The following is a 19,725-nucleotide window of genomic DNA, read 5'->3' on the forward strand; positions in this document are numbered from 1 at the left end:
TATGACAAAATTGCCACTAAGCATAAGAGAATGGCAATGTCCTGACTGTGAAACAGTGCATGATCGTGATTTGAATGCAAGCTTGAATATACGCAATTTCGCTTTAGCTGATGCACTAGGACATAGTACTGTATAAAGAGTTCCTGTACCGCCATACTGTCAGCGCAGTGCGGTATCGAAAGGTGCAATCTCTAAGATTGCATGGGTCGCAAAGATTCCCCCACCATAGCTCTTAACTTGGTGGTGGGAGTATGTCAAGACGATCTTATTGGGATGAAATTAAGGGAAAATTATGGGCAACCACTTTTGGTCGCCTAGTTATTGCATTGTATCTTGTGGTGGTGCAAGTTTAGAAGTTGTTAAAAAGTATATCGAAAACCAAAGAACACCAACTTCTAAAAAAAATGCAAAAAAATCCATGTCATTAAAAAAGAGCTAACCCGCCCTTAAAAGAGCGAGAATGCGCTCTTTATGCATGTTCAACATTGAATGATCAGGCGTTTTTAGTGTTTTTTAGAAGACAGTGGGGGAACTGGTCTAAAACAATAGCTTGGGCAGCATTAATATGCTGATGTCGTTATGAGTTGTTACCAGAGAAAATGGCTTGAACAAAACGAGAAAAACTTTGGTTTTGTGATGCAAAGAAACTTTGAGTCGGTGCAGCTTTAATAGATGTAAATACTTTTAAATTATCGTCTGTACGGCCTTTACCTTCAGATTTTTGCTGATTAATCGCTTTTTCGATCAATGAGGTACGTTCAGCAGGCATCGTAAGTTTGTTATTCGATGCGGTGCTGGTTGCAGCACACAAAGCAGTCTGTGCAGTAACGCTTAAACTTAAGCCTAGGCATAGTGCGTATGAAAATTTCATGTCCAAATCTCCCCCTAGTTTTGGTGATGGAACTTTTTATTTGCAAAATAGTTTTAATATTTAGACTACGATTTAACCATCTTTCGTAATTAAAAAGTAGAACTACGTCACAATTTTTACAAAAAAACTAAAAAAGTCTGTACTAGGATTACCTAAATAGACTGTTTTCTCCAAATTTTCGGATGTTTTAGCAAACAACTATGAAGATAGCATGGAGATCGCTTTTGATTGTTGCTGCATTAGCAGAATTAAAGCTTTAAATACGTTATTTTTAGATATCTTTAAAACAGAAATAGATTTGAATTTATATTATAGATAGCTGATTGTTAAAGTTATTTTTGATTTATATAGTGCTCTCAAGATCAATTTGAGTTTGAGCAGATGAAAAAAATAATAGCATCGGGCATTTTCGCATTGTTGGGTGGGGTGGCGGTACAGGTGTATGCCGCAAAAGATTTCTTAAATGTCTCATATGATCCAACACGTGAGTTTTATCAGGAATATAACCAAGAATTTGGACAATATTGGAAAAAACGTACAGGACAAGAGATTAATTTTAAACAATCTCACGGTGGCTCTGGCAAACAAGCTCGTGCCGTAGCAACGGGTTTACAAGCAGACGTTGTCACTTTGGCATTGGCCAATGATATTGATGAAATTGTGGCGACCGGACAAATCAATAAAAATTGGCAAAAACAATTTCCACATAATTCTGCTCCGTATACCTCAACCATCGTATTTTTGGTGCGTAAGGGCAACCCGAAAAAAATTAAAGATTGGAATGACCTGACCAAACCGGGCGTTGAAATTATTACGCCAAATCCAAAAACAGGTGGGGCACCGCGTTGGATCTATTTATCAGCTTGGGGATATGCTTTAAAACAACCGGGTGGCAATGATGCCAAAGCCAAAGAATTGGTGAAAAAACTCTATAGCAATGTCAAAGTTTTGGATTCAGGCGCACGTGGTTCACTCACGACCTTTGCTGAGCGCGGCATTGGAGATGTCTTACTATCTTGGGAAAATGAGGCACTATTAGCGACTCAGGGCCTAGGCAAAGATAAATATGACATTGTTTATCCTTCTATTTCGATTTTAGCTGAACCTTCGGTGGCTGTGGTAGATAAAACCGTCGATAAAAATGGTAATCGAAATTTAGCGAAGGGTTATTTAAACTATCTATATTCACCTAAGGGCCAAGAGCTAGCAGGTAAATATTTCTTCCGCCCTCGCGATGCAAAAGCCACTGCAAAGTACGCTGCCCAATTCCCGAAAGTTCAAACCTTTACCATTGATAAAGTGTTTGGCGGTTGGGCAAAAGCGCAAAAGACACATTTTGTGAATGGCGCGATTTTTGATCAAATTTATAGTGAAAAGAATAAAGAGTAAAACACCCCACCATAATGAGCGCTGTAAAAACGGATAATCTGGATTATCCGTTTTTTGCATATGTAATGCATAAAAATCTATATATAGGGAATAAGTAGATTGTTTTTGTGTATTTTAATATGAAAAACAAACAATTAAATTCATAGCGTTAGCTGTATTCAACAAAGCGTCTAAACACGCTGCAATTGCGATTTATGACTTTATTTCATATATTTAGCAGTATTGAATATAACTTTATGCTGGCTGTTATGAAAACTCAATTTAAGGCGTGGCTCAGTGCTGCGTTGCTTGCCACTGGTGTTGCTTTCTCAGCGTCTGCTCAGGCCGCTGATCGTGAATTTTTAAACGTTTCTTATGATGCAACGCGTGAATTTTATGACGAATTTAATAAGTCATTTGGCGCATATTGGAAAGAGCGTACGGGTAAAACGGTTGCATTTAAACAATCACATGGTGGTTCAGGTAAACAAGCCCGTTCTGTAGTAGACGGTTTAAAAGGTGATGTCGTGACTTTGGCCTTGGCCAATGACATCGAAGAAATTGTAAAGTCTGGTCAGATTCAGCCAGGTTGGCAAAAAGAGTTTCCACATAACTCAGCGCCATATACTTCAACGATTGTATTCATGGTGCGTAAGGGCAACCCGAAACATATTAAAGATTGGTCTGATTTAACCAAACCGGGTGTACAAATTATTACCCCGAACCCGAAAACTGGCGGTCTCCCACGTTGGGTTTACTTGTCAGCTTGGGGTTATGCTTTGAAACAGCCGGGTGGTAATGAAGCGAAAGCCAAAGATTTCGTGGGTAAGATGTACCATAACGTAAAAGTAATGGACTCTGCGGCACGTGCATCGATGACTACATTTGCAGAACGTGGTATTGGTGATGTGTTATTGACTTGGGAAAACGAAGCTTTAGTTACGCAAAAAACTTTGGGTAAAAACAAATTTGATATCGTGTATCCATCGATGTCGATTTTGACTGAGCCTTCAGTGGCAATCGTAGACAAAACTGTCGATAAAAATGGTAATAAATGGTTAGCTCAAGGCTATATCAATTATCTTTATTCTCCATTAGGTCAAGAGATGGCAGCTCGTCATTTTTACCGCCCACGTAATGCAGCAGTTTTAGCAAAATATAAATCACAGTTCCCGCCATTAAAAACCTTTACCATTGATGAAGTGTTTGGTGGTTGGGCAAAAGCTCAACAAACACATTTTGTGAATGGTGCGATCTTCGATCAGATCTACAATAACAAGCGCTAATACATCGAAATCTATGATTTGAGATGTTCAAAGACCTCCTTCGGGAGGTTTTTTAATGGATGGCAAAAAATAAAAACGGTTTTCTCTATGGAAAGTAATATTTCTGTACAAAAAGACGTTTGGAGCTTTGCTAAAACAAGGTAATAATGTGCAGTTACATTTTTAGCTGTGTTGAACGAACCCTTATGTCGCATATTTCTGTATTACTTCATGAAACTGTTGATGCTTTACTGGCAGATCGCAATACAGGAATTTTCGTAGATGGCACATTTGGGCGTGGCGGTCATACACGTTTATTACTGTCTAAATTAGATGAAAATGCACGTGTTTATGCCTTTGATAAAGACCCACAAGCATTGGCCGTTGCAGCAGAATTAGAACAAGAAGATGCGCGTTTTAAAATTATTCACGCCAGTTTTGCCGATTTAAAAGAGGAACTGCGTAGTCGTGGTATCGATTTGGTCGACGGTATAATGGCGGATTTAGGGGTGTCATCTCCGCAGTTAGACCAAGCAGAACGTGGCTTTAGCTTTATGAAAGATGGCCCACTTGATATGCGTATGGACAACTCACAAGGCCCAACAGCCGCAGAGTGGTTGGTTGATATTGAAGAAGAAGATTTGGCCAATATTATTTTTAAATATGGTGAAGAACGTTATAGCCGCCGTATTGCCAAAGCGATTAAAGCGGCAGGGTATATTGAAACCACAGCTCAATTGGCCGAAATTGTGAAAGTTGCCCACCCAAAATGGGAAAAAAATAAACATGCAGCGACACGAACTTTCCAAGCAATTCGTATTGCTATTAACAAAGAACTCGACGATATTGATATCTTCTTACCTCAAGCGGTGGATATGCTGAAACCTGAAGGCACTCTTGCAGTAATCAGTTTCCACTCTTTAGAGGATCGTTTAATTAAACAATTTATTCAAAAAGAATCTACACTTGCAGAAGACACAGGCTGGGGTTTACCACAAAAACGCGAAGATACCCGCCGCTTAAAAAAAGTGTCACGAATTAAAGCAAGTGAAGAAGAAGTTAAAGCCAATCCGCGATCTCGTAGTGCTTGGCTTCGTGTGGCAGAGCGTTTAGCTTAAAAGGCAAAGAATGAAAACCGAAGCAGTCGAAAAAAACTCTGATCAATCGCAGTCGAAGAAAATCATTACATACGGCATTTTATTGCTCTTGGTTTTTGTGAGTGCGATTATGGTGGTCTTTCAAGTCTTTGAATATCGCCAAGATTATCGTCAATTGAGTACCTATATGCGTGAAAGGGATGACCTCAACGCAGAATGGGGACGTTTGCTGATCGAACAACAAACTTTCGGTGCAACAGCCCAAATTGGGACACGTGCAGTTACCCAATTACGCATGTATTCGCCTCCTATTGCACAAACCGTTGTTATTTCATTGCCACAAACTCCAGAACAGAAAAAATAGGCTGCCGGTCACATGGTTGAAAAGAGAAACAAACAAACTCCGCGTAAAAAACAGCAGTCTGTTACTGGTCGTACAGCCATTTCGGTGGAGATGTGGCGCTATCACTTGATGTGGGCAGTGGTTTTGCTGTGCTTCATTGCATTGGTGGGGCGGGCTTTTTATGTACAAATCATTAATAAAGACTTTTTACAAAATAAAGCCAATGCTAAAATTTTAAGAACTGAAACCTTAAAAGCCATGCGCGGTGTCATCTATGACCGTCACGGTGTGCCTTTAGCGATTAGTACCCCGATCATGAAAATCGTGATCGATCCACGTGATTATTTTGACAATAAAAAACTCTTTGAAGAAACCACGGCTGAATTGGCTAAAGATCCAAACAATCGTAAATTAAAACGTCAATTACCTGATAAAAATCTAAGCTTAGATGAACTTGCCGATGTTGTCGGTATGGATCGTGCTGAACTGAAACGCAAAATGAATGAGCGTCCACGTTCACGTTATTTGGTTTTAAAGAAAGAAGTACCGCCGCAACAAGCTGAATTGATCATGAAACGTGACTTTCAGGGCGTATATACTGAAAAAAACTATAAGCGCTACTATCCACAGCCTCAGCCAAACTCACAAATTATTGGCTTAACCAATAGTGAGGGTATGGGTATTGAAGGCTTGGAAATGCAGCTGAATGAACGTCTTGCAGGCGTAGATGGTGCGCAGCAAATTGTCCGAGATAAAAAAGGCAACCGCGTTAAAGACCCTGAGATCGTGAAAGAAGTTGAGTCGGGTGAAAATATCACGCTGAGTATTGATTCACGTTTGCAATACATTATGTATCGTGAGTTGACTGCAGCCGGCGTAGCCAATAACGCACGTTCTGCAACCGCGATTGCCGTGGATGTCAAAACAGGTGAAATTTTAGCGATGACCTCTTGGCCGTCGTACAACCCGAATGATAAAAAAGGTGTCTTAAATAAAGATGCTATGCGTAACCGTGGTGCGATTGACTCCTTTGAGCCAGGTTCAACCATGAAGCCAATGACCGTGGCAATGGCGTTGGAAAGCGGTAAATACACGGCAAATACGGTGGTAAATACCACACCGGGTTCTATGCGTGTAGGGAATCATACTATCCGAGATACGCATAACTATGGCCCTCTGACTTTGGGCGGCATTATTCAAAAATCGTCTAACGTCGGTGTGGCAAAAATCGCTTTATCTCTCCCTTATGAAACATTACCAACGTTCTATCAACGTCTTGGCTTTGGTCAACGTTCAGCGGTGAAATTCCCCGGTGAAAGTGCTGGTCTGATTTTGCCGAAGAGCAAATGGAATGTGTCTGAAGTAGCAACCATGGCTTATGGTTATGGTTTGAACGCTACAGTGCTCCAACTGGCTGATGCTTATGCCATGATTGCCAACAAAGGCGTCAAAATGCCACTGAGCTTGTACAAGCTTGAGGAAAAGCCGAAAGGTGAGCAGATGGTTGACCCTAAAATTGCTGATCAAGTGCTTTTAATGATGGAAGCGGTGACCTTACCGGGTGGTACGGCACGTCAAGCCAATATTCCGGGTTATCGCGTGGCGGGTAAAACTGGTACAGCACATAAATTACGTGCAGACCGTAAAGGCTATTCGACTTCAGAATATCGAGCACTCTTTGCCGGTGTCGCACCAGTGAGTGATCCACGTTTGGCCATGATTGTTGTAGTGGAAAACCCGACAGGTCAGTATTACGGTGGTCTGGTGGCTGCACCAGTTTTCGCTCGTGTAATGCAAGAATCTTTACGTTTAATGAACGTACCATTAGATAAACCTTTAGACACTCCTAAGATCCAGTAATAGGTGATGAATGAAAATTACGTTTCAAGATCTATACACCGTTGAACAGCCCGCAGAATGGATGTTGCAATCCTTTCAGGGCTTCAATCTGGATAGTCGCAAAGTTACAGCAGGGCAAATATTTATTGCCCTGACTTCGTTTTCGCAACCTGAAAAAACAGCACAATTTGCAGGTACAGCGTTAGAAAATGGTGCGTTGGCAGTCATTTCAGAAACTGATTTGGGCTTGGATCAAAGTGTCGTGATCGCGGATGTGCGTCAATTGATGGGGCAGTGGCAAAAGCAATATTTACAGGCGACTCAACCGGTTCAAGCTGCACGGATTTTGGCTGTGACGGGTACCAATGGTAAAACCACGATCTCACGCTTAATCGCTGAATTACTCATGCTGCAAGGCAAAAAATGTGCAGTGATGGGAACCACTGGAAACGGGATTTTACCGAATTTAGAAGCCTCTTCTCACACCACTTTAGATGCGTTACATATGCAAAATGCATTGCATGCCTATGCGCTTGAGGGTGCAGAGTTTGCTGCCATAGAGGCAAGTTCGCACGGATTAGAACAAGGTCGATTAAATGGCTGTGCAATTGAAATTGCCGCATATAGCAATTTAAGTCGTGACCATTTGGATTATCATAAAACCCTTGAAGCCTATGCTGAAGCGAAATCACGTTTGTTTCAGTTTCCATCGCTCAAAGTTGCAGTCATCAATCTCGATGATGAACATGCAGAAGTGATGCTGAATGCCGCACGCCAAAACCCGGCTCAGCCTAAAATTTTGACTTATTCAACGCGTCAGGCTGCGGATTATCAAGTGACGGATATTCAATACAGCTTAACGGGCGCAAAATTTAAATTGCGTACTGCTCAAGCTGAATTTGTGGTGCAAAGTCCATTATTGGGACACTTCAATATTGAAAATATTGTGGCGAGCTTAATTTCAGCGGAGCAAGCGGGTTTTGACTTATCTGCCTTGATCGCAACTGCGCCCGAGTTAAAAGGTGCACCGGGTCGTATGCAAGTGATTCGTGATGATGAACGCCTGTTTGTGGTGGATTATGCACATACACCAGATGCTTTAGTTCAAGTGTTACAGACTTTAAAACGTCATGTATCGCAACAGTTATGGGCGGTGTTTGGCTGTGGTGGTGATCGTGACCGTGGTAAGCGTCCATTGATGACACAAGCGGCATTAAACCATGCAGATGTTGCGTTGATTACCTCGGATAATCCACGTACTGAAAACCCAGAACAAATTTTTGCAGATATGAAGGCTGGTATTGATTTTACTGGAAAAACTGTCCATGAAATCCATGACCGCCGTGAAGCGATTAAATTCGCAGTCAACCATGCGCAAGCGGGTGATATTGTGGTGATTGCTGGTAAAGGCCATGAAAACTATCAAGAAATTGATGGTGTTCGACATTGGTTTGATGATGTGGTGGAAGTGAAATCAGCAATTGATTCCCAGCATCACAACACTGACTCGGCTTATCCAGCGCAATAGGAAACAGATATGCATACTTCAACGACCAGTACGGTTCCGTTAGAACCATGGACTGCCGAACAGTTGGTTCAAGCGACACAAGGTCACTGGCATAACAATCAAGCGCCGACAGGTTCTGTAAAACGAATTTTGACCGACTCACGTCATGCAGAGCAAGGTGACGCTTTTCTTGCCCTGAAAGGTGAGCGCTTTGACGCTCATGACTTCCTTGCTCAAGTGGCTGAAAAGGGGTGTGAAATTGCCATCGTTAGTCATCCGGTCGATGTGGATATTTATCAGTTGGTGGTTGCAGATACACGTTTGGCGCTTGGACATTTGGGTGCATTTCGTCGTGCCCAAAACCCAGCTTTAAAAGTCATTGCCTTGACAGGAAGCAGTGGTAAAACTACGACCAAAGAGATGCTCGGGAGTATCCTTTCTCGTCTTGCACCAACGTTGATTACGCGCGGTAATTTAAATAATGACCTTGGCGTACCGATGATGTTACTTGAGTTGCGTCCAGAACATCAGTATGCCGTGATGGAGCTTGGTGCCAGTCATAAGGGTGAAATTGATTACACCTCAAATTTGGTACAGCCTCAGGTTGCCGGTATTTTAAATATTGGCACTGCTCATATGGGTGAATTTGGTGGGCGTGATGGCATTTGTCGTGCCAAGTCTGAAATTTATGCACATATAGCGAAAACAGGAACTTCGATTGTGCCTGCGGCAGATGATTTTACAGATGCCATTCGTCAAGCGGTGCAAACTGAGCAAGTAATGAGTTTTGGTCAGGGCGGGGATGTCTTTGCGACTGAGACGGAGCTTCAGGCTCAATCTTCACGTTTTATCTTAAATACGCCACAAGGTGCACGTCCTGTTCAACTGCCATTTGCTGGTGAACATAATGTGCAAAATGCCACTGCAGCCGCAGCTTTCGCGTTGTCGATTGGTGTGAGTTTAGATGATATCGTTGTGGGGCTTGAACATGCGACAGGTGCCAAAGGCCGTCTAAACTTTATTCAACATAAAGATTATTTGTTTATTGATGATACTTACAATGCAAATCCAACCTCAATGCGTGCTGCTGCTGATGTACTTGCGCAGCAAGATGGCATCAAAGTCATGGTCATTGGGGATATTGGTGAGTTAGGTTCATCTGCTGCACAGCAGCACTACATGTTGGGACGTGATCTTGTATCACACTCTGGTCTTCAATTTGTCGTAGCTGTCGGTGAGTTTTCACCTGCTGTGCAAGAAGGCGCGCGCAGTACACAATATGGTAAAAAATTACAGGCCTTTCTTACTCAAGAACAGGCTTTACCGTTACTAATTAGTCTAGTCAAAACACATCAGCCTCAGTCCATGAGTTTCCTGTTTAAAGGTTCTCGTTATACCCACATGGAAACTTTGATGGCTGAATTGATGGAGAAACTTTAATGCTGTTATGGTTATTTGAGCAGCTTGCGGGTTATCACAGCTCGTTTCAGGTTGTTCGTTATTTAACGCTTCGTTCGCTACTCAGTGTCTTAACGGCATTGGCCATTGGTCTGTTGCTTGGACCTGTGATGATCCGCAAATTGCAAGCTCTCAAATATGGTCAGGCAGTCAGTTCATTTGCACCTGAAAATCATGCCAAAAAAATGGGCACACCGACTATGGGCGGTGTGTTGATTTTACTGTCTATTGGGATTTCAACCTTACTTTGGGCCGATCTTTCAAACCCTTATGTATGGATTGTACTTGGCGTGATGGTGATCTTTGGTGCTGTAGGTTGGGCCGATGACTGGATTAAAATCCGTTATAAAGACAATGCCGGTCTACCTGCGAAGAAGAAATTCTTTTGGACTTCTGTGGCATCGTTAGGCGCCGGTATTGCACTTTATGTGATTGCGACACAGCAAGCAAACCCAGTACATACCTCAAATATGTTGGATCTGCTGATTCCATTCTTTAAAGAAATTAGCATTCCATTGTCTATTATTCCACTCGGTATTGGCTTTATTGTCTTTACTTATTTGGTGATTAACGGCGCATCTAATGCTGTGAACTTAACCGATGGTTTAGATGGCCTAGCAATTATGCCAATTGTTCTGGTTGCCGCTGGTTTAGGTGTATTTGCTTATCTGGCTGGTGATGTTCGTTTTGCCGATTATTTACATATTCCTTATGTGAAATACGCATCTGAACTTGTCGTGATCTGTGCAGCAATGATCGGTGCTGGTTTGGCATTCTTATGGTTTAATGCGCATCCTGCTCAAGTCTTTATGGGTGATGTTGGTGCTTTATCTCTAGGTGCGATGCTCGGTACGATCGCAGTCATGGTTCGTCAAGAAATCGTTTTTGCCATTATGGGCGGTGTCTTTGTGGTTGAAGCTATTTCTGTTTTCTTGCAAATTGGCTCACTGCGTATGCGGAATAAGCGTGTATTCTTAATGGCACCGCTGCACCATCACTATGAGAAAAAGGGATGGCGTGAAACTCAGGTGGTGATTCGTTTTTGGATTATCACGATTATGCTGGTAGTTTTGGGTCTAATGACTTTAAAATTACGCTAAGCAAATATATAAACGAAACCGGCATTTGCTCCCACAGATGCCGGTTTTTTTATTTCAAAAATATAGTGGAGTAAATGATGAACCTGTTGATGTGTCCTGTATGCCGTGAAGCATTAAAACTCACAGAGCGGACATGGCGCTGTGAAAATAATCATAGCTATGATGTTGCAAAACAAGGCTATGTCAATTTACACGTGGTTCAACATAAACACAGTAAAAACCCGGGTGATACGCCTGAATCTGTACAGGCGCGTCGAGCATTTTTAAGTGCAGGTCACTATGCACCTTTGCAACAGGCAGTGGTGGCTTTGATTCAAAAATTAAGGGTTGAAAACTTGTTGGATATTGGCTGTGGTGAAGGCTATTACACTGATGCGATGCAAGCTGAAGTACTACAATGTGTGGGTGTCGATATTGCTAAAAATGCTGTGCAAGTCGCCGCTAAACTGAATAAAGAGGTGACTTGGGTGGTAGGGACAGGGGCGACCTTGCCTGTGTTAGATCACTCAATTGACTTGTGTACGAGTTTATTTAGTCCTATTCCTAAAGAAGAAATCCTTCGTGTGTTAAAGCCTGAGGGGCACTTGATGGTGGTCACACCTGCACCAGAGCATCTTTATGCTATGCGTGAAGCTTTGTTTGAAGAAGTAAAACCCCATGAACCGCATAAATTTGTGGAACAACTGGCGAATGATTTTGAATTGGAAAGTGAACAAGTGGTTCAAGCGAAAATGTCACTTTCTCAGCAGGATCTCAAAAACTTAATTGCAATGACGCCTTATGCGTATAAAGTGAAAGCTGAGCGTCGAGAAGCTCTAGAAAAAAATGAACAATTTGAGTTGCAAGCGCAGTATCAAATTTATCTCTTTAAAAAGAAATAATGCATTGGAAGTGATAAAAAAGCCCTCGTTTGAGGGCTTTTTTTATGCAGTATTTACTGAACTTGATCGATGAGATGATCAAGTGCGTCCGTTTTATGCTCTGCACCTTGTGGTTTAGGCTGCATTGGCGGAGGCGCAGTTCGAGTAGGTGTAAGATTGGTTTCAGCAGCCCTTGGAAGATCTTCAAAATCATTTTGCGTGGCCTGTGGTTTTGGTACAACAGGAGCAGGACGATACAGCGGTTGAGCCATCGGCGGCGTTGCTGCACGATCTTGTTCAGGTTGACCTTGAGTCGCTTTAGCTGAATTGCGATTGATTGGATTCTTGGCATGAGTGTCTAAACGCACCCAAGCTTCAGGTGTGCCTTTGAGTGATTTCGCCATAAAATCTGACCAAATAGGCAATGCTGCAACACCACCATATTCACGGCGACCTAAAGTAGAGGGTTGGTCAAAACCGACCCAAGCCACAGTGACCAATTTTCCATTAAATCCAGCAAACCACGCGTCTTTTGCATCATTGGTTGTACCGGTTTTACCGCCTAAATCACCGCGACCAATTTTTAAAGCCGCACGACCTGTACCGTGTTGAATCACGTCACGCAAGATGTTCGCCATATCAAAGGCTGAACTTGACTTCAAAATCCGCTGAGCTTGTTTATAGTTTGCTGCTTCAGTATCGGAAATTTTTGATTCAGCGGGCTTGTTATCCTGATTAGTGACTTCAATCACTTCATCATCCGGCGTGGTTGGATCTGCAGATTCAACTTCGTCTTTTTGATTAATACATTGAATACATGCATATTCAGGATTGGCTTGATAAATCACTTTGCCATAAGCATCTTCAATACGGCTAATAAAGTGCGGTTGAATACGATATCCACCGTTGGCAAATGTCGCATAACCTGTCGCCATTTGAATCGGTAATACCTGTGGGGTACCTAAAGCAATGGTGTAGTTACTTGGAATTTGGTTTTCTTGTAAGCCAAAATCCATAAATAATTGGCGAGTACGTTCAATCCCAACGACTTGTAATAAGCGAACAGAGACCGTATTACGTGATAAATAGAGGGCACGGCGTAGAGGTATCATCCCTAAATAGCGACCGTCGGAGTTTTTAGGCGTCCACTTGCCAATCGTAATTGGATTGTCATTGACCATGGAATACGGAGTCATGCCACGTTCAAGTGCTAAAGCATAAACAAAGGGTTTAATGGTTGAACCCGGCTGACGCCAGCCTTGTAAGGCACGGTTAAATTTAGATTGATAAAAATTATAACCACCGACAATGGCTTCAATACCACCATTGTTGGGATTAAGGGCAATCAATTGACCTTGTGCTTTGGGAATTTGCACCAAAGCCCATGAGCTTTTATCCGCGTTCGGACGTAGGCGAATAATATCTTTTACTTTAACAATTTGTGAGGCTTTGCTTGGCGCATTGCCTACACTATTGGCATTGCGATAGGGACGTGCCCAAGACAGACCTGACCATGGAACAGTCACACTACTGCCATCTTGCATCAACACTTCGATACTGGTGTTGTTGACTTTAGTGACTTCGGCAGGATAAGTGTTAGCATATGGAATAAAGTTTTTTAATGGCTCATCATGTGCTTCTGCACCACGCCAACCATGTCGTCTATCGTAAGCTTCAAGACCATCTTGCACAGCTTGCTCAGCATAGGCTTGGCGTTGGCTGTTGATGGTGGTATAGACTTTATAGCCAGAATCTATCGCTTGTTCGCCAAACTTTTCTACGAGCTCAGAGCGAACCATTTCCCCGACATAGGGGAATTTGTTGCTAACTCCGCGGTCAGGCATATCGAGATTAATTGGTTCAGCAATTGCTTCTTGATATTCCGATTGATTGATATAACCCAATTGCAACATACGTCCTAAAATCCAATTACGACGCTCTAAAGCACGTTTTGGATTGGCTACAGGATTATATTTTGATGGTGCTTTGGGTAGACCTGAAATCATTGCCATTTGAGCCAAGCTCAAATCTTGCAAGCTCTTGTTATAATAAATTTTTGCAGCTGCTGCGATCCCGTATGCATTTTTGCCCAAAAAGATTTTGTTAACATACAGCGTTAAAATTTCTTCCTTACTTAGATTTTGTTCAATTTTTCGAGCAAGAAAAACTTCGGTTAGTTTACGTTTTAAAGTACGCTCTGGAGTCAGATAATAGTTTTTTGCAACCTGCATGGTAATGGTTGAACCACCCGTTTGCACATCTGAGCCTGTAATACTTTCACTGACGGCACGCCCCAATCCTTTGAAACTAATTCCGCTGTGTTCAAAGAACGAAGAATCTTCCGCAGCTAAAAAGCCATGAATGAAATGAGACGGGATTTGGTCGTACTCTACAGGAACCGAAAGTTTGCCACCATATTCTGCAATCAGCTCATTATCAGCACTATAAACTTGCAATGGTTTTAATAATGGAGCCTTTTTTAAGATGGACATTTCAGGCAAAGACGGGGCAATATAGAGATACATGCCATAGAAACCCATTGGAATTGCGACCAAAATAATAATAATGGCCAAAAAAAATGGATGAACAAGGCCTGAACAAGATAGCTTTTTCATAACAAGTAAGTTTTAATAAGAGCTAATGGCAAACTAATTGGTGGTCAGTATATCCTTTCGATATACGGATTGTTAGATGAGTTATTGTATCTGTATAAAATTATAGACCAATGCTAATTAGTGGGTTAATTTTTTTGGGGATAAAAAAATAATAGGAATTATATTGTGCTCAGGTTATATCGTAAGCCAAATAAGGGGTTAATAGGAGTAGATATTAGTTCGACTTCTGTTAAGGTTTTGGAACTTTCTGTAAAGAGTGGGCGGTATTGGGTAGAAAGCTATGCTTTGGTGCCATTACCAGAAGGAAGTGTTGTTGAAAAGAACATATTGAATCCGGAAGCTGTCGGTGACTGTTTAGAGCGCGCAATTAATTTGGCCAATACACAGACGACCAATGCAGCTTTGGCAGTTCCAACGTCGATGGTGATTACAAAAATCATCGAAATGGACGCAGATATGAACGATGATGAACGTGAAATTCAGATTCGTGATGATGCTGAGCAATATATTCCTTTCCCATTGGATGAAGCGAGCCTTGATTTTGAGGTTTTGCCAGATCGTCTGTCCAACCCAAATCGTGTCAATGTTTTGCTTGTCGCTACACGTATTGAAAATGTCGAAGCGCGTGCGGAAGTTATTCAGCTTGCTGGTCTTACACCAAAAATTGGCGATGTAGAAAGCTTTGCAATTGAAAATGCATTTAAAGTTTTCTCAGATACTTTGCCAATGGGTGTAAATACCGTGGGTATTTTAGATATTGGTCATAGTATGACGACCTTATCTGTTATGCAGAATAACAAAGTGATTTATACCCGTGAGCAAGTGTTTGGTGGCAAACAATTGACGCAGGAAATTCAAAATCGCTATGCATTGTCTTTCGAAGAAGCGGGTCGTGCGAAAAAAACACGTGCCTTGCCAGATGATTATGATATCGAAGTCTTAGAACCTTTCTTAGAAGCTGTCGTTCAACAAGCAGCGCGTTCTTTACAGTTCTTCTTCTCATCTTCACAGTTCAACGAAATTGACCATATTTTATTGGCAGGGGGGAATGCCAATATTCCGGGGCTTGCAAAACTACTTCAACAAAAATTGGGTTACCGCGTCACGATTGCCAATCCATTCTTACAAATGGGTTTTTCACCTCAAATTGATATTAAAAAAATTGAAAATGATGCCTCATCACTCATGGTGGCATGCGGTCTAGCATTGAGGAGTTTTGATTAATGGCAAAAATTAACTTGCTCCCTTGGCGTGATGAGCTAAGAGAGAAACGAAAAAAAGAATTTATTGCACTTTGTATTGGGGCTTTCTTAATTGGGGTAATTGGGGTTGGTTTAACATGGTTGTACTTTGATCACAAATTAAAAGATCAAGAACAAGCGAACCAATTGATTATCAGTCATAACCAAAACTTAGATGTTCAATTAAAGTCTTTGGATGGTTTACAGGAACAGCGTAATGCCATTATTGAACGAATGAAGTTGATTCAAGGCTTACAAGGTCAACGTCCAATCGCTGTACATCTTGTAGATGAATTGGTTCGTGTGACACCAGCTAATATGTACATCACAAAATTTGAGCGTAATGGCGACAAATTTATGATCGAAGGGCGTGCGGAAAGTCCAAATACTGTTGCAGATTTACTGCGTAATTTGGAAGCGTCACCTTGGTATCGTAATGCCTTCATGAGCTCATTCCTTGTGGCTGAAGAGAAAAAAGACAAAGCGCCAACTTCTGTGGTTCCTCGTATAGAAGAATCTTATGGTGCATTTACTGTGACTGCTGATTTGGAGCAAATTGCGCAGCCGACCATTAATGATCCAGCAGCAAATGCAGGACAGTCAGCTTCATCGGCGCAAACATCTGACGCACAAACTGCAGCAACACCAACTCCGGAGGTTGCAAAATGAGTCGTGATGAATTTGAGCAATTGAATCAAGATGCTGTTGTCATTCCGAAAAAGAAAATGACCTTTGATAAGTTTGTACAGCAGTTCAATACGCTAGATCCGAATAACTATGGTGGTTGGCCAATTTCAGTCAAAATTACCTGTTGGATTTTTATCATTATTCTTGTGGCAATTTTGGGCTATTTCTTGGCGATTAAAGGCAAGATTGAAGCTATTTCAAGTGCCAATGCACAAGAACAAAATTTGTTGAATGAGTTTCGTGAAAAAGATTCAAAACTACGTAATTTGCAACAATATCAATTGCAGTTGCAGGATATGGAAGCACGTTTTAATCAACAATTAGAACAATTGCCGAAAGAAACTGAAATTCCAGGTTTGGTTGAAGATATCAACTTAACTGGTGTGAATTCTGGATTGAAATTTAAAATTATTCGTCTTGAGCCTGAAGTGAAGCAAGAATTCTTTACGGAACAACCAATTCATATTGAAGCAACTGGTGATTACCATGCCTTTGGTTCATTTGTGAGTGGTATTGCAGGGCTTTCACGGATTGTGACTTTGCATAATTTAACAATTAAAGCAACTGAAAATAAAGAAAAGAATTCAGATATTCCAAAAATTGACTATGTGATTTCTGCGAAAACATATCGTTATGAAGGGAATGCTGAGCAATCATCTAATGCTGAAGCAAATAGCGCCGATGGGAAAAGCACTCAGGATAGTAAAAATAAATCTATGAATAATTCAAAGAAAAGTAAGGGGGCTAAGTAATGAAAATAACTAAGTTTACATTTGCTTCTCTTGCTGTTTTCTTTTTAGCAGGTTGTGAATCACGTATTGATGTGGTCAATCAAGAGATGGCAAATATACGCAATCAAGCTCCACTAGCGATTGAACCTGCGCCAGATTTTGTACCTGTCGAAACTTTTAATTATGCGGCGCACTCTTTAAAAAGTCCGTTCTTGCCAAGTTCATTGGCAGCAGAACTTAAAATCATGGCAGGCAAGCGTGTTTATCCAAACTTGAGTCGTCAGCCTCAACCTTTGGAGAATTATGCACTCGAAACCCTGAATATGAAGGGTAGTATGCGTAACCAATCTGGGCAAATATTAGCCTTGATTCAGACACCTGATGGTGAAGTTGAGCGTATTCAACGTGGAAGTTATATGGGGCTCAATCATGGTCGAGTGGTAAATATTACCCCTACTCAAATTGATTTGATTGAGATTATTCCGGATGGGCGAGAAGGATATGTAGAGCGTCCTAGAAGTCTCATATTAATTGGACCAGCACCTTAAGCTTAAAGGAATAAAAATGAAGAATAGTGTACAAGATTTTATTTTTGGGGATGGCAATACAATGAATCATGTGTTTCGTCAGTTTTCGATGGGGGCTGTTGCAATGGCGATGATGCAAGTTGCCAATGCTCAGGTGAGTGTAACCAATGTGGTACCAATGCAAATTCCAGGTCAAGGGACTGAGATTCGCGTGATGTTTAATGGCTTGCCGCCGCAACCACAAGCTTATCAACTCGATCAACCATCACGATTGGTTTTAGACTTTGATAAAGCACAGCAAAATTTAAAACAAAGTTCAATTCCTGTTGCAACGGCTGAAGCGAGCACTGTGGATGTGAGTTCGGATGCACAACGTGCGCGCTTAACTGTGAATTTAGCCAATGCTGGCGCTTTTACCACGCGTGTTGAAGGTAATACCTTTATTTTAAAAATCAACTCTGCACAAGCTGCAAATTATGTACAGCCTGTAGCACAACGTCAGCAACAGGGCATCTCAAATATTGGTTTCCACCGGGGTTCTAATGGTGAAGGTCAAGTTGTTGTTGATTTACTGGGTGGAAATACTCCCGTTGATGTTCAACAGCAAGGCAGTAAAGTGGTGATCCGTACTTTAGGCAATAAAGTACCTGCACATTTGACTCGCCGTTTAAATGTCAATGATTTTGCAACACCTGTTGCAACGGTGGATGCACATAATGATGGCGGTAATGGGGTGATTACCATTCAGTCGACGGGCAGCTATGAATATATGGCGTACCAAACTGATAATAAATTAACGGTGAGTTTGAAACGTCCGGAAGATAAGAATCCATTACGTCCTAAAGCTGCCAATCATTATACCGGTAAGAAGATTTCATTAGACTTCCAAGATATTGAAGTACGTCGTGTGCTGCAACTTTTGGCTGATTTCACTGAAATCAATATGGTTGCTGCTGATACGGTTCAAGGGAATATTACACTTCGTTTGAAAGATGTGCCTTGGGATCAAGCGCTAGACATCGTGTTGAAAACTAAGAATTTGGACAAACGTCGTAACGGTAATGTGATTTGGATTGCGCCTGTATCTGAGTTGATTAAAGCGGAAGAAGAAGAAGCAAAAGCCTTACGTCAAAGTATGAAGTTGGCACCATTACAGACTGAATATTTAACGTTAAGCTATGCAAAAGCTGGTGAGATAGAGAAGCTGATTACGCAGTCTAAAACTGCGGGTAATAGCGGTTCGTCAAATAATAGTAATAATGCTGATGATGATCGGGGTAATTTGTTAAGTCCACGCGGAACGATTTCTGCAGATACGCGTACAAATACACTGATTATTAACGATACCGCACAGAATATTGATAAAGTTCGAAAAATGGTTGACCTGCTAGACATTCCGGTGAAGCAAGTGATGGTTGAAGCCCGTATTGTGCGTGCCTCTACAGAATTCAGTAAAGAAATGGGCGTGAAGTGGGGTATCTTGTCACAGGGCATCAATCAAAATAATGATTTGTTGGTCGGCGGAAGTGATACAACTTTATGGGATTTAAAAACACCTGATGATGACGGTAAGTATACGATTCAACGTCCACAGAACTTGAATGTGGATTTAGGTGTAACCAGTCAAGGTGCAAGCCGTATTGCTTTTGGTTTAATTAGTCTATCTGATTTTATGCTGGATTTGGAACTCTCTGCATTGCAAGCTGATGGTTATGGTGAAGTCATTTCTACACCAAAAGTTCTGACTGCAGATAAGCAAAAAGCAAGTGTGCAATCTGGTGTTGAAGTTCCTTATCAGTCTGCTGAAGGTGGTGGTGCAAATGCTGTATCTAAAACCGAGTTCAAAGAAATTGTATTAAAATTAGATGTAACCCCAAGTATTACCCCAGATGGCAAAGTGCAAATGCAACTCGATATTAAAAACGACAGCATTGCAGGTGTAACGAGTCAAGGCGAATTCTATTTAAATAAAAATATGCTTAACACGAATGTTTTGGTAGATAATGGAGAAACAGTAGTCTTGGGTGGGATTTTTGAGCAGGAATCCGCTAATAAACAAACCAAAGTACCATTCTTGGGTGATATTCCTTACGTAGGCCGTTTATTCCGTAAAGATATCAAGTCTGACAATAAGCGAGAGCTATTGATTTTTGTTACACCGCGAATTGTTAATGACAGTGTTACCAGAAATCATTAATATATTTTCAATTTAACAA

Annotated in this window: 17 protein-coding genes and 1 pseudogene; 16 read left to right on the plus strand and 2 right to left on the minus strand. The window is 41.4% G+C overall.

The genetic code is table 11. The features are described from left to right. Window position 1 precedes the first annotated feature (1 nt). Window positions 2-136: a zinc ribbon domain-containing protein gene (locus FTV03_RS00005; protein ID WP_180039353.1), complete on the plus strand. Its 135-nt coding sequence runs from the start codon at window positions 2-4 to the stop codon at window positions 134-136. A gap of 171 nt (window positions 137-307) precedes the next feature. Continuing rightward, window positions 308-439: pseudogene (locus tag FTV03_RS00010) on the plus strand (transposase); the annotation flags it as partial. Between the two features lie 138 nt (window positions 440-577). Here FTV03_RS00010 and FTV03_RS00015 read toward each other — a convergent pair. Beyond that, window positions 578-871 (minus strand): hypothetical protein, encoded by a 294-nt coding sequence (locus tag FTV03_RS00015; RefSeq protein WP_180039355.1) that lies wholly within the window; start codon window positions 869-871, stop codon window positions 578-580. Window positions 872-1,252: 381 nt separating this feature from the next. Between FTV03_RS00015 and FTV03_RS00020 the strand changes: the two genes are divergently transcribed. The 9 genes from FTV03_RS00020 (at window position 1,253) to FTV03_RS00060 (ending at window position 11,729) form a co-directional block, all read left to right on the plus strand. Next, the gene (locus tag FTV03_RS00020; RefSeq protein WP_078189392.1) at window positions 1,253-2,260 is read left to right on the plus strand and encodes a sulfate ABC transporter substrate-binding protein; all 1,008 of its coding nucleotides are present in this window, start codon (window positions 1,253-1,255) and stop codon (window positions 2,258-2,260) included. Window positions 2,261-2,508: 248 nt separating this feature from the next. After that, a complete protein-coding gene (locus tag FTV03_RS00025) occupies window positions 2,509-3,525 on the plus strand; it encodes a sulfate ABC transporter substrate-binding protein (protein ID WP_078189545.1) in 1,017 nt (338 codons plus the stop codon). A gap of 185 nt (window positions 3,526-3,710) precedes the next feature. Continuing rightward, complete coding sequence (gene rsmH, locus FTV03_RS00030) at window positions 3,711-4,622, plus strand: 16S rRNA (cytosine(1402)-N(4))-methyltransferase RsmH (protein ID WP_180008673.1); 912 nt, start codon at window positions 3,711-3,713, stop codon at window positions 4,620-4,622. A gap of 10 nt (window positions 4,623-4,632) precedes the next feature. Continuing rightward, window positions 4,633-4,965, plus strand: a complete 333-nt coding sequence (ftsL, locus tag FTV03_RS00035; protein ID WP_180039357.1) for a cell division protein FtsL — start codon at window positions 4,633-4,635, stop codon at window positions 4,963-4,965. A gap of 12 nt (window positions 4,966-4,977) precedes the next feature. Then, a complete protein-coding gene (gene ftsI, locus FTV03_RS00040) occupies window positions 4,978-6,804 on the plus strand; it encodes a penicillin-binding protein PBP3 (protein ID WP_180039359.1) in 1,827 nt (608 codons plus the stop codon). Between the two features lie 10 nt (window positions 6,805-6,814). Further along, window positions 6,815-8,311: a UDP-N-acetylmuramoyl-L-alanyl-D-glutamate--2,6-diaminopimelate ligase gene (locus FTV03_RS00045; protein ID WP_180039361.1), complete on the plus strand. Its 1,497-nt coding sequence runs from the start codon at window positions 6,815-6,817 to the stop codon at window positions 8,309-8,311. A gap of 9 nt (window positions 8,312-8,320) precedes the next feature. Beyond that, window positions 8,321-9,730, plus strand: a complete 1,410-nt coding sequence (murF, locus tag FTV03_RS00050) for a UDP-N-acetylmuramoyl-tripeptide--D-alanyl-D-alanine ligase (protein ID WP_180039363.1) — start codon at window positions 8,321-8,323, stop codon at window positions 9,728-9,730. Beyond that, window positions 9,730-10,848: a phospho-N-acetylmuramoyl-pentapeptide-transferase gene (mraY, locus tag FTV03_RS00055; RefSeq protein ID WP_078189386.1), complete on the plus strand. Its 1,119-nt coding sequence runs from the start codon at window positions 9,730-9,732 to the stop codon at window positions 10,846-10,848. Before murF ends, mraY begins: the two co-directional genes overlap by 1 nt. Window positions 10,849-10,925: 77 nt before the next feature. Next, window positions 10,926-11,729 (plus strand): putative RNA methyltransferase, encoded by an 804-nt coding sequence (locus FTV03_RS00060; protein ID WP_180039504.1) that lies wholly within the window; start codon window positions 10,926-10,928, stop codon window positions 11,727-11,729. A 53-nt stretch (window positions 11,730-11,782) separates the two neighbouring features. On the opposite strand, the gene ponA is transcribed toward FTV03_RS00060, so the two are convergent. Next, window positions 11,783-14,323, minus strand: coding sequence for a penicillin-binding protein PBP1a (ponA, locus tag FTV03_RS00065; protein WP_180039366.1), 2,541 nt, complete (start codon window positions 14,321-14,323; stop codon window positions 11,783-11,785). A gap of 165 nt (window positions 14,324-14,488) precedes the next feature. Between ponA and FTV03_RS00070 the strand changes: the two genes are divergently transcribed. From FTV03_RS00070 to pilQ, 5 genes are read left to right on the plus strand one after another with little or no spacing between them, the layout of a single operon-like run. Continuing rightward, the gene (locus FTV03_RS00070; RefSeq protein WP_078192532.1) at window positions 14,489-15,547 is read left to right on the plus strand and encodes a pilus assembly protein PilM; all 1,059 of its coding nucleotides are present in this window, start codon (window positions 14,489-14,491) and stop codon (window positions 15,545-15,547) included. Continuing rightward, entirely contained in the window at window positions 15,547-16,233 is a 687-nt protein-coding gene (locus FTV03_RS00075) for a PilN domain-containing protein (RefSeq protein ID WP_111884138.1), read from the plus strand. The genes FTV03_RS00070 and FTV03_RS00075 overlap by 1 nt, the downstream gene beginning before the upstream one ends. Beyond that, window positions 16,230-17,003: a type 4a pilus biogenesis protein PilO gene (locus tag FTV03_RS00080; protein WP_180039368.1), complete on the plus strand. Its 774-nt coding sequence runs from the start codon at window positions 16,230-16,232 to the stop codon at window positions 17,001-17,003. Before FTV03_RS00075 ends, FTV03_RS00080 begins: the two co-directional genes overlap by 4 nt. Next, entirely contained in the window at window positions 17,003-17,530 is a 528-nt protein-coding gene (locus FTV03_RS00085) for a pilus assembly protein PilP (RefSeq protein WP_180039370.1), read from the plus strand. The genes FTV03_RS00080 and FTV03_RS00085 overlap by 1 nt, the downstream gene beginning before the upstream one ends. Before the next feature lie 16 nt (window positions 17,531-17,546). Continuing rightward, on the plus strand, window positions 17,547-19,706 hold the full coding sequence (gene pilQ / locus FTV03_RS00090) for a type IV pilus secretin PilQ (protein ID WP_180039372.1): 2,160 nt from the start codon (window positions 17,547-17,549) through the stop codon (window positions 19,704-19,706). The last annotated feature ends 19 nt before the right edge of the window (window positions 19,707-19,725 follow it).

Source organism: Acinetobacter sp. YH12218 (assembly GCF_013417925.1).
Classification (GTDB): Bacteria; Pseudomonadota; Gammaproteobacteria; order Pseudomonadales; family Moraxellaceae; genus Acinetobacter; species Acinetobacter amyesii.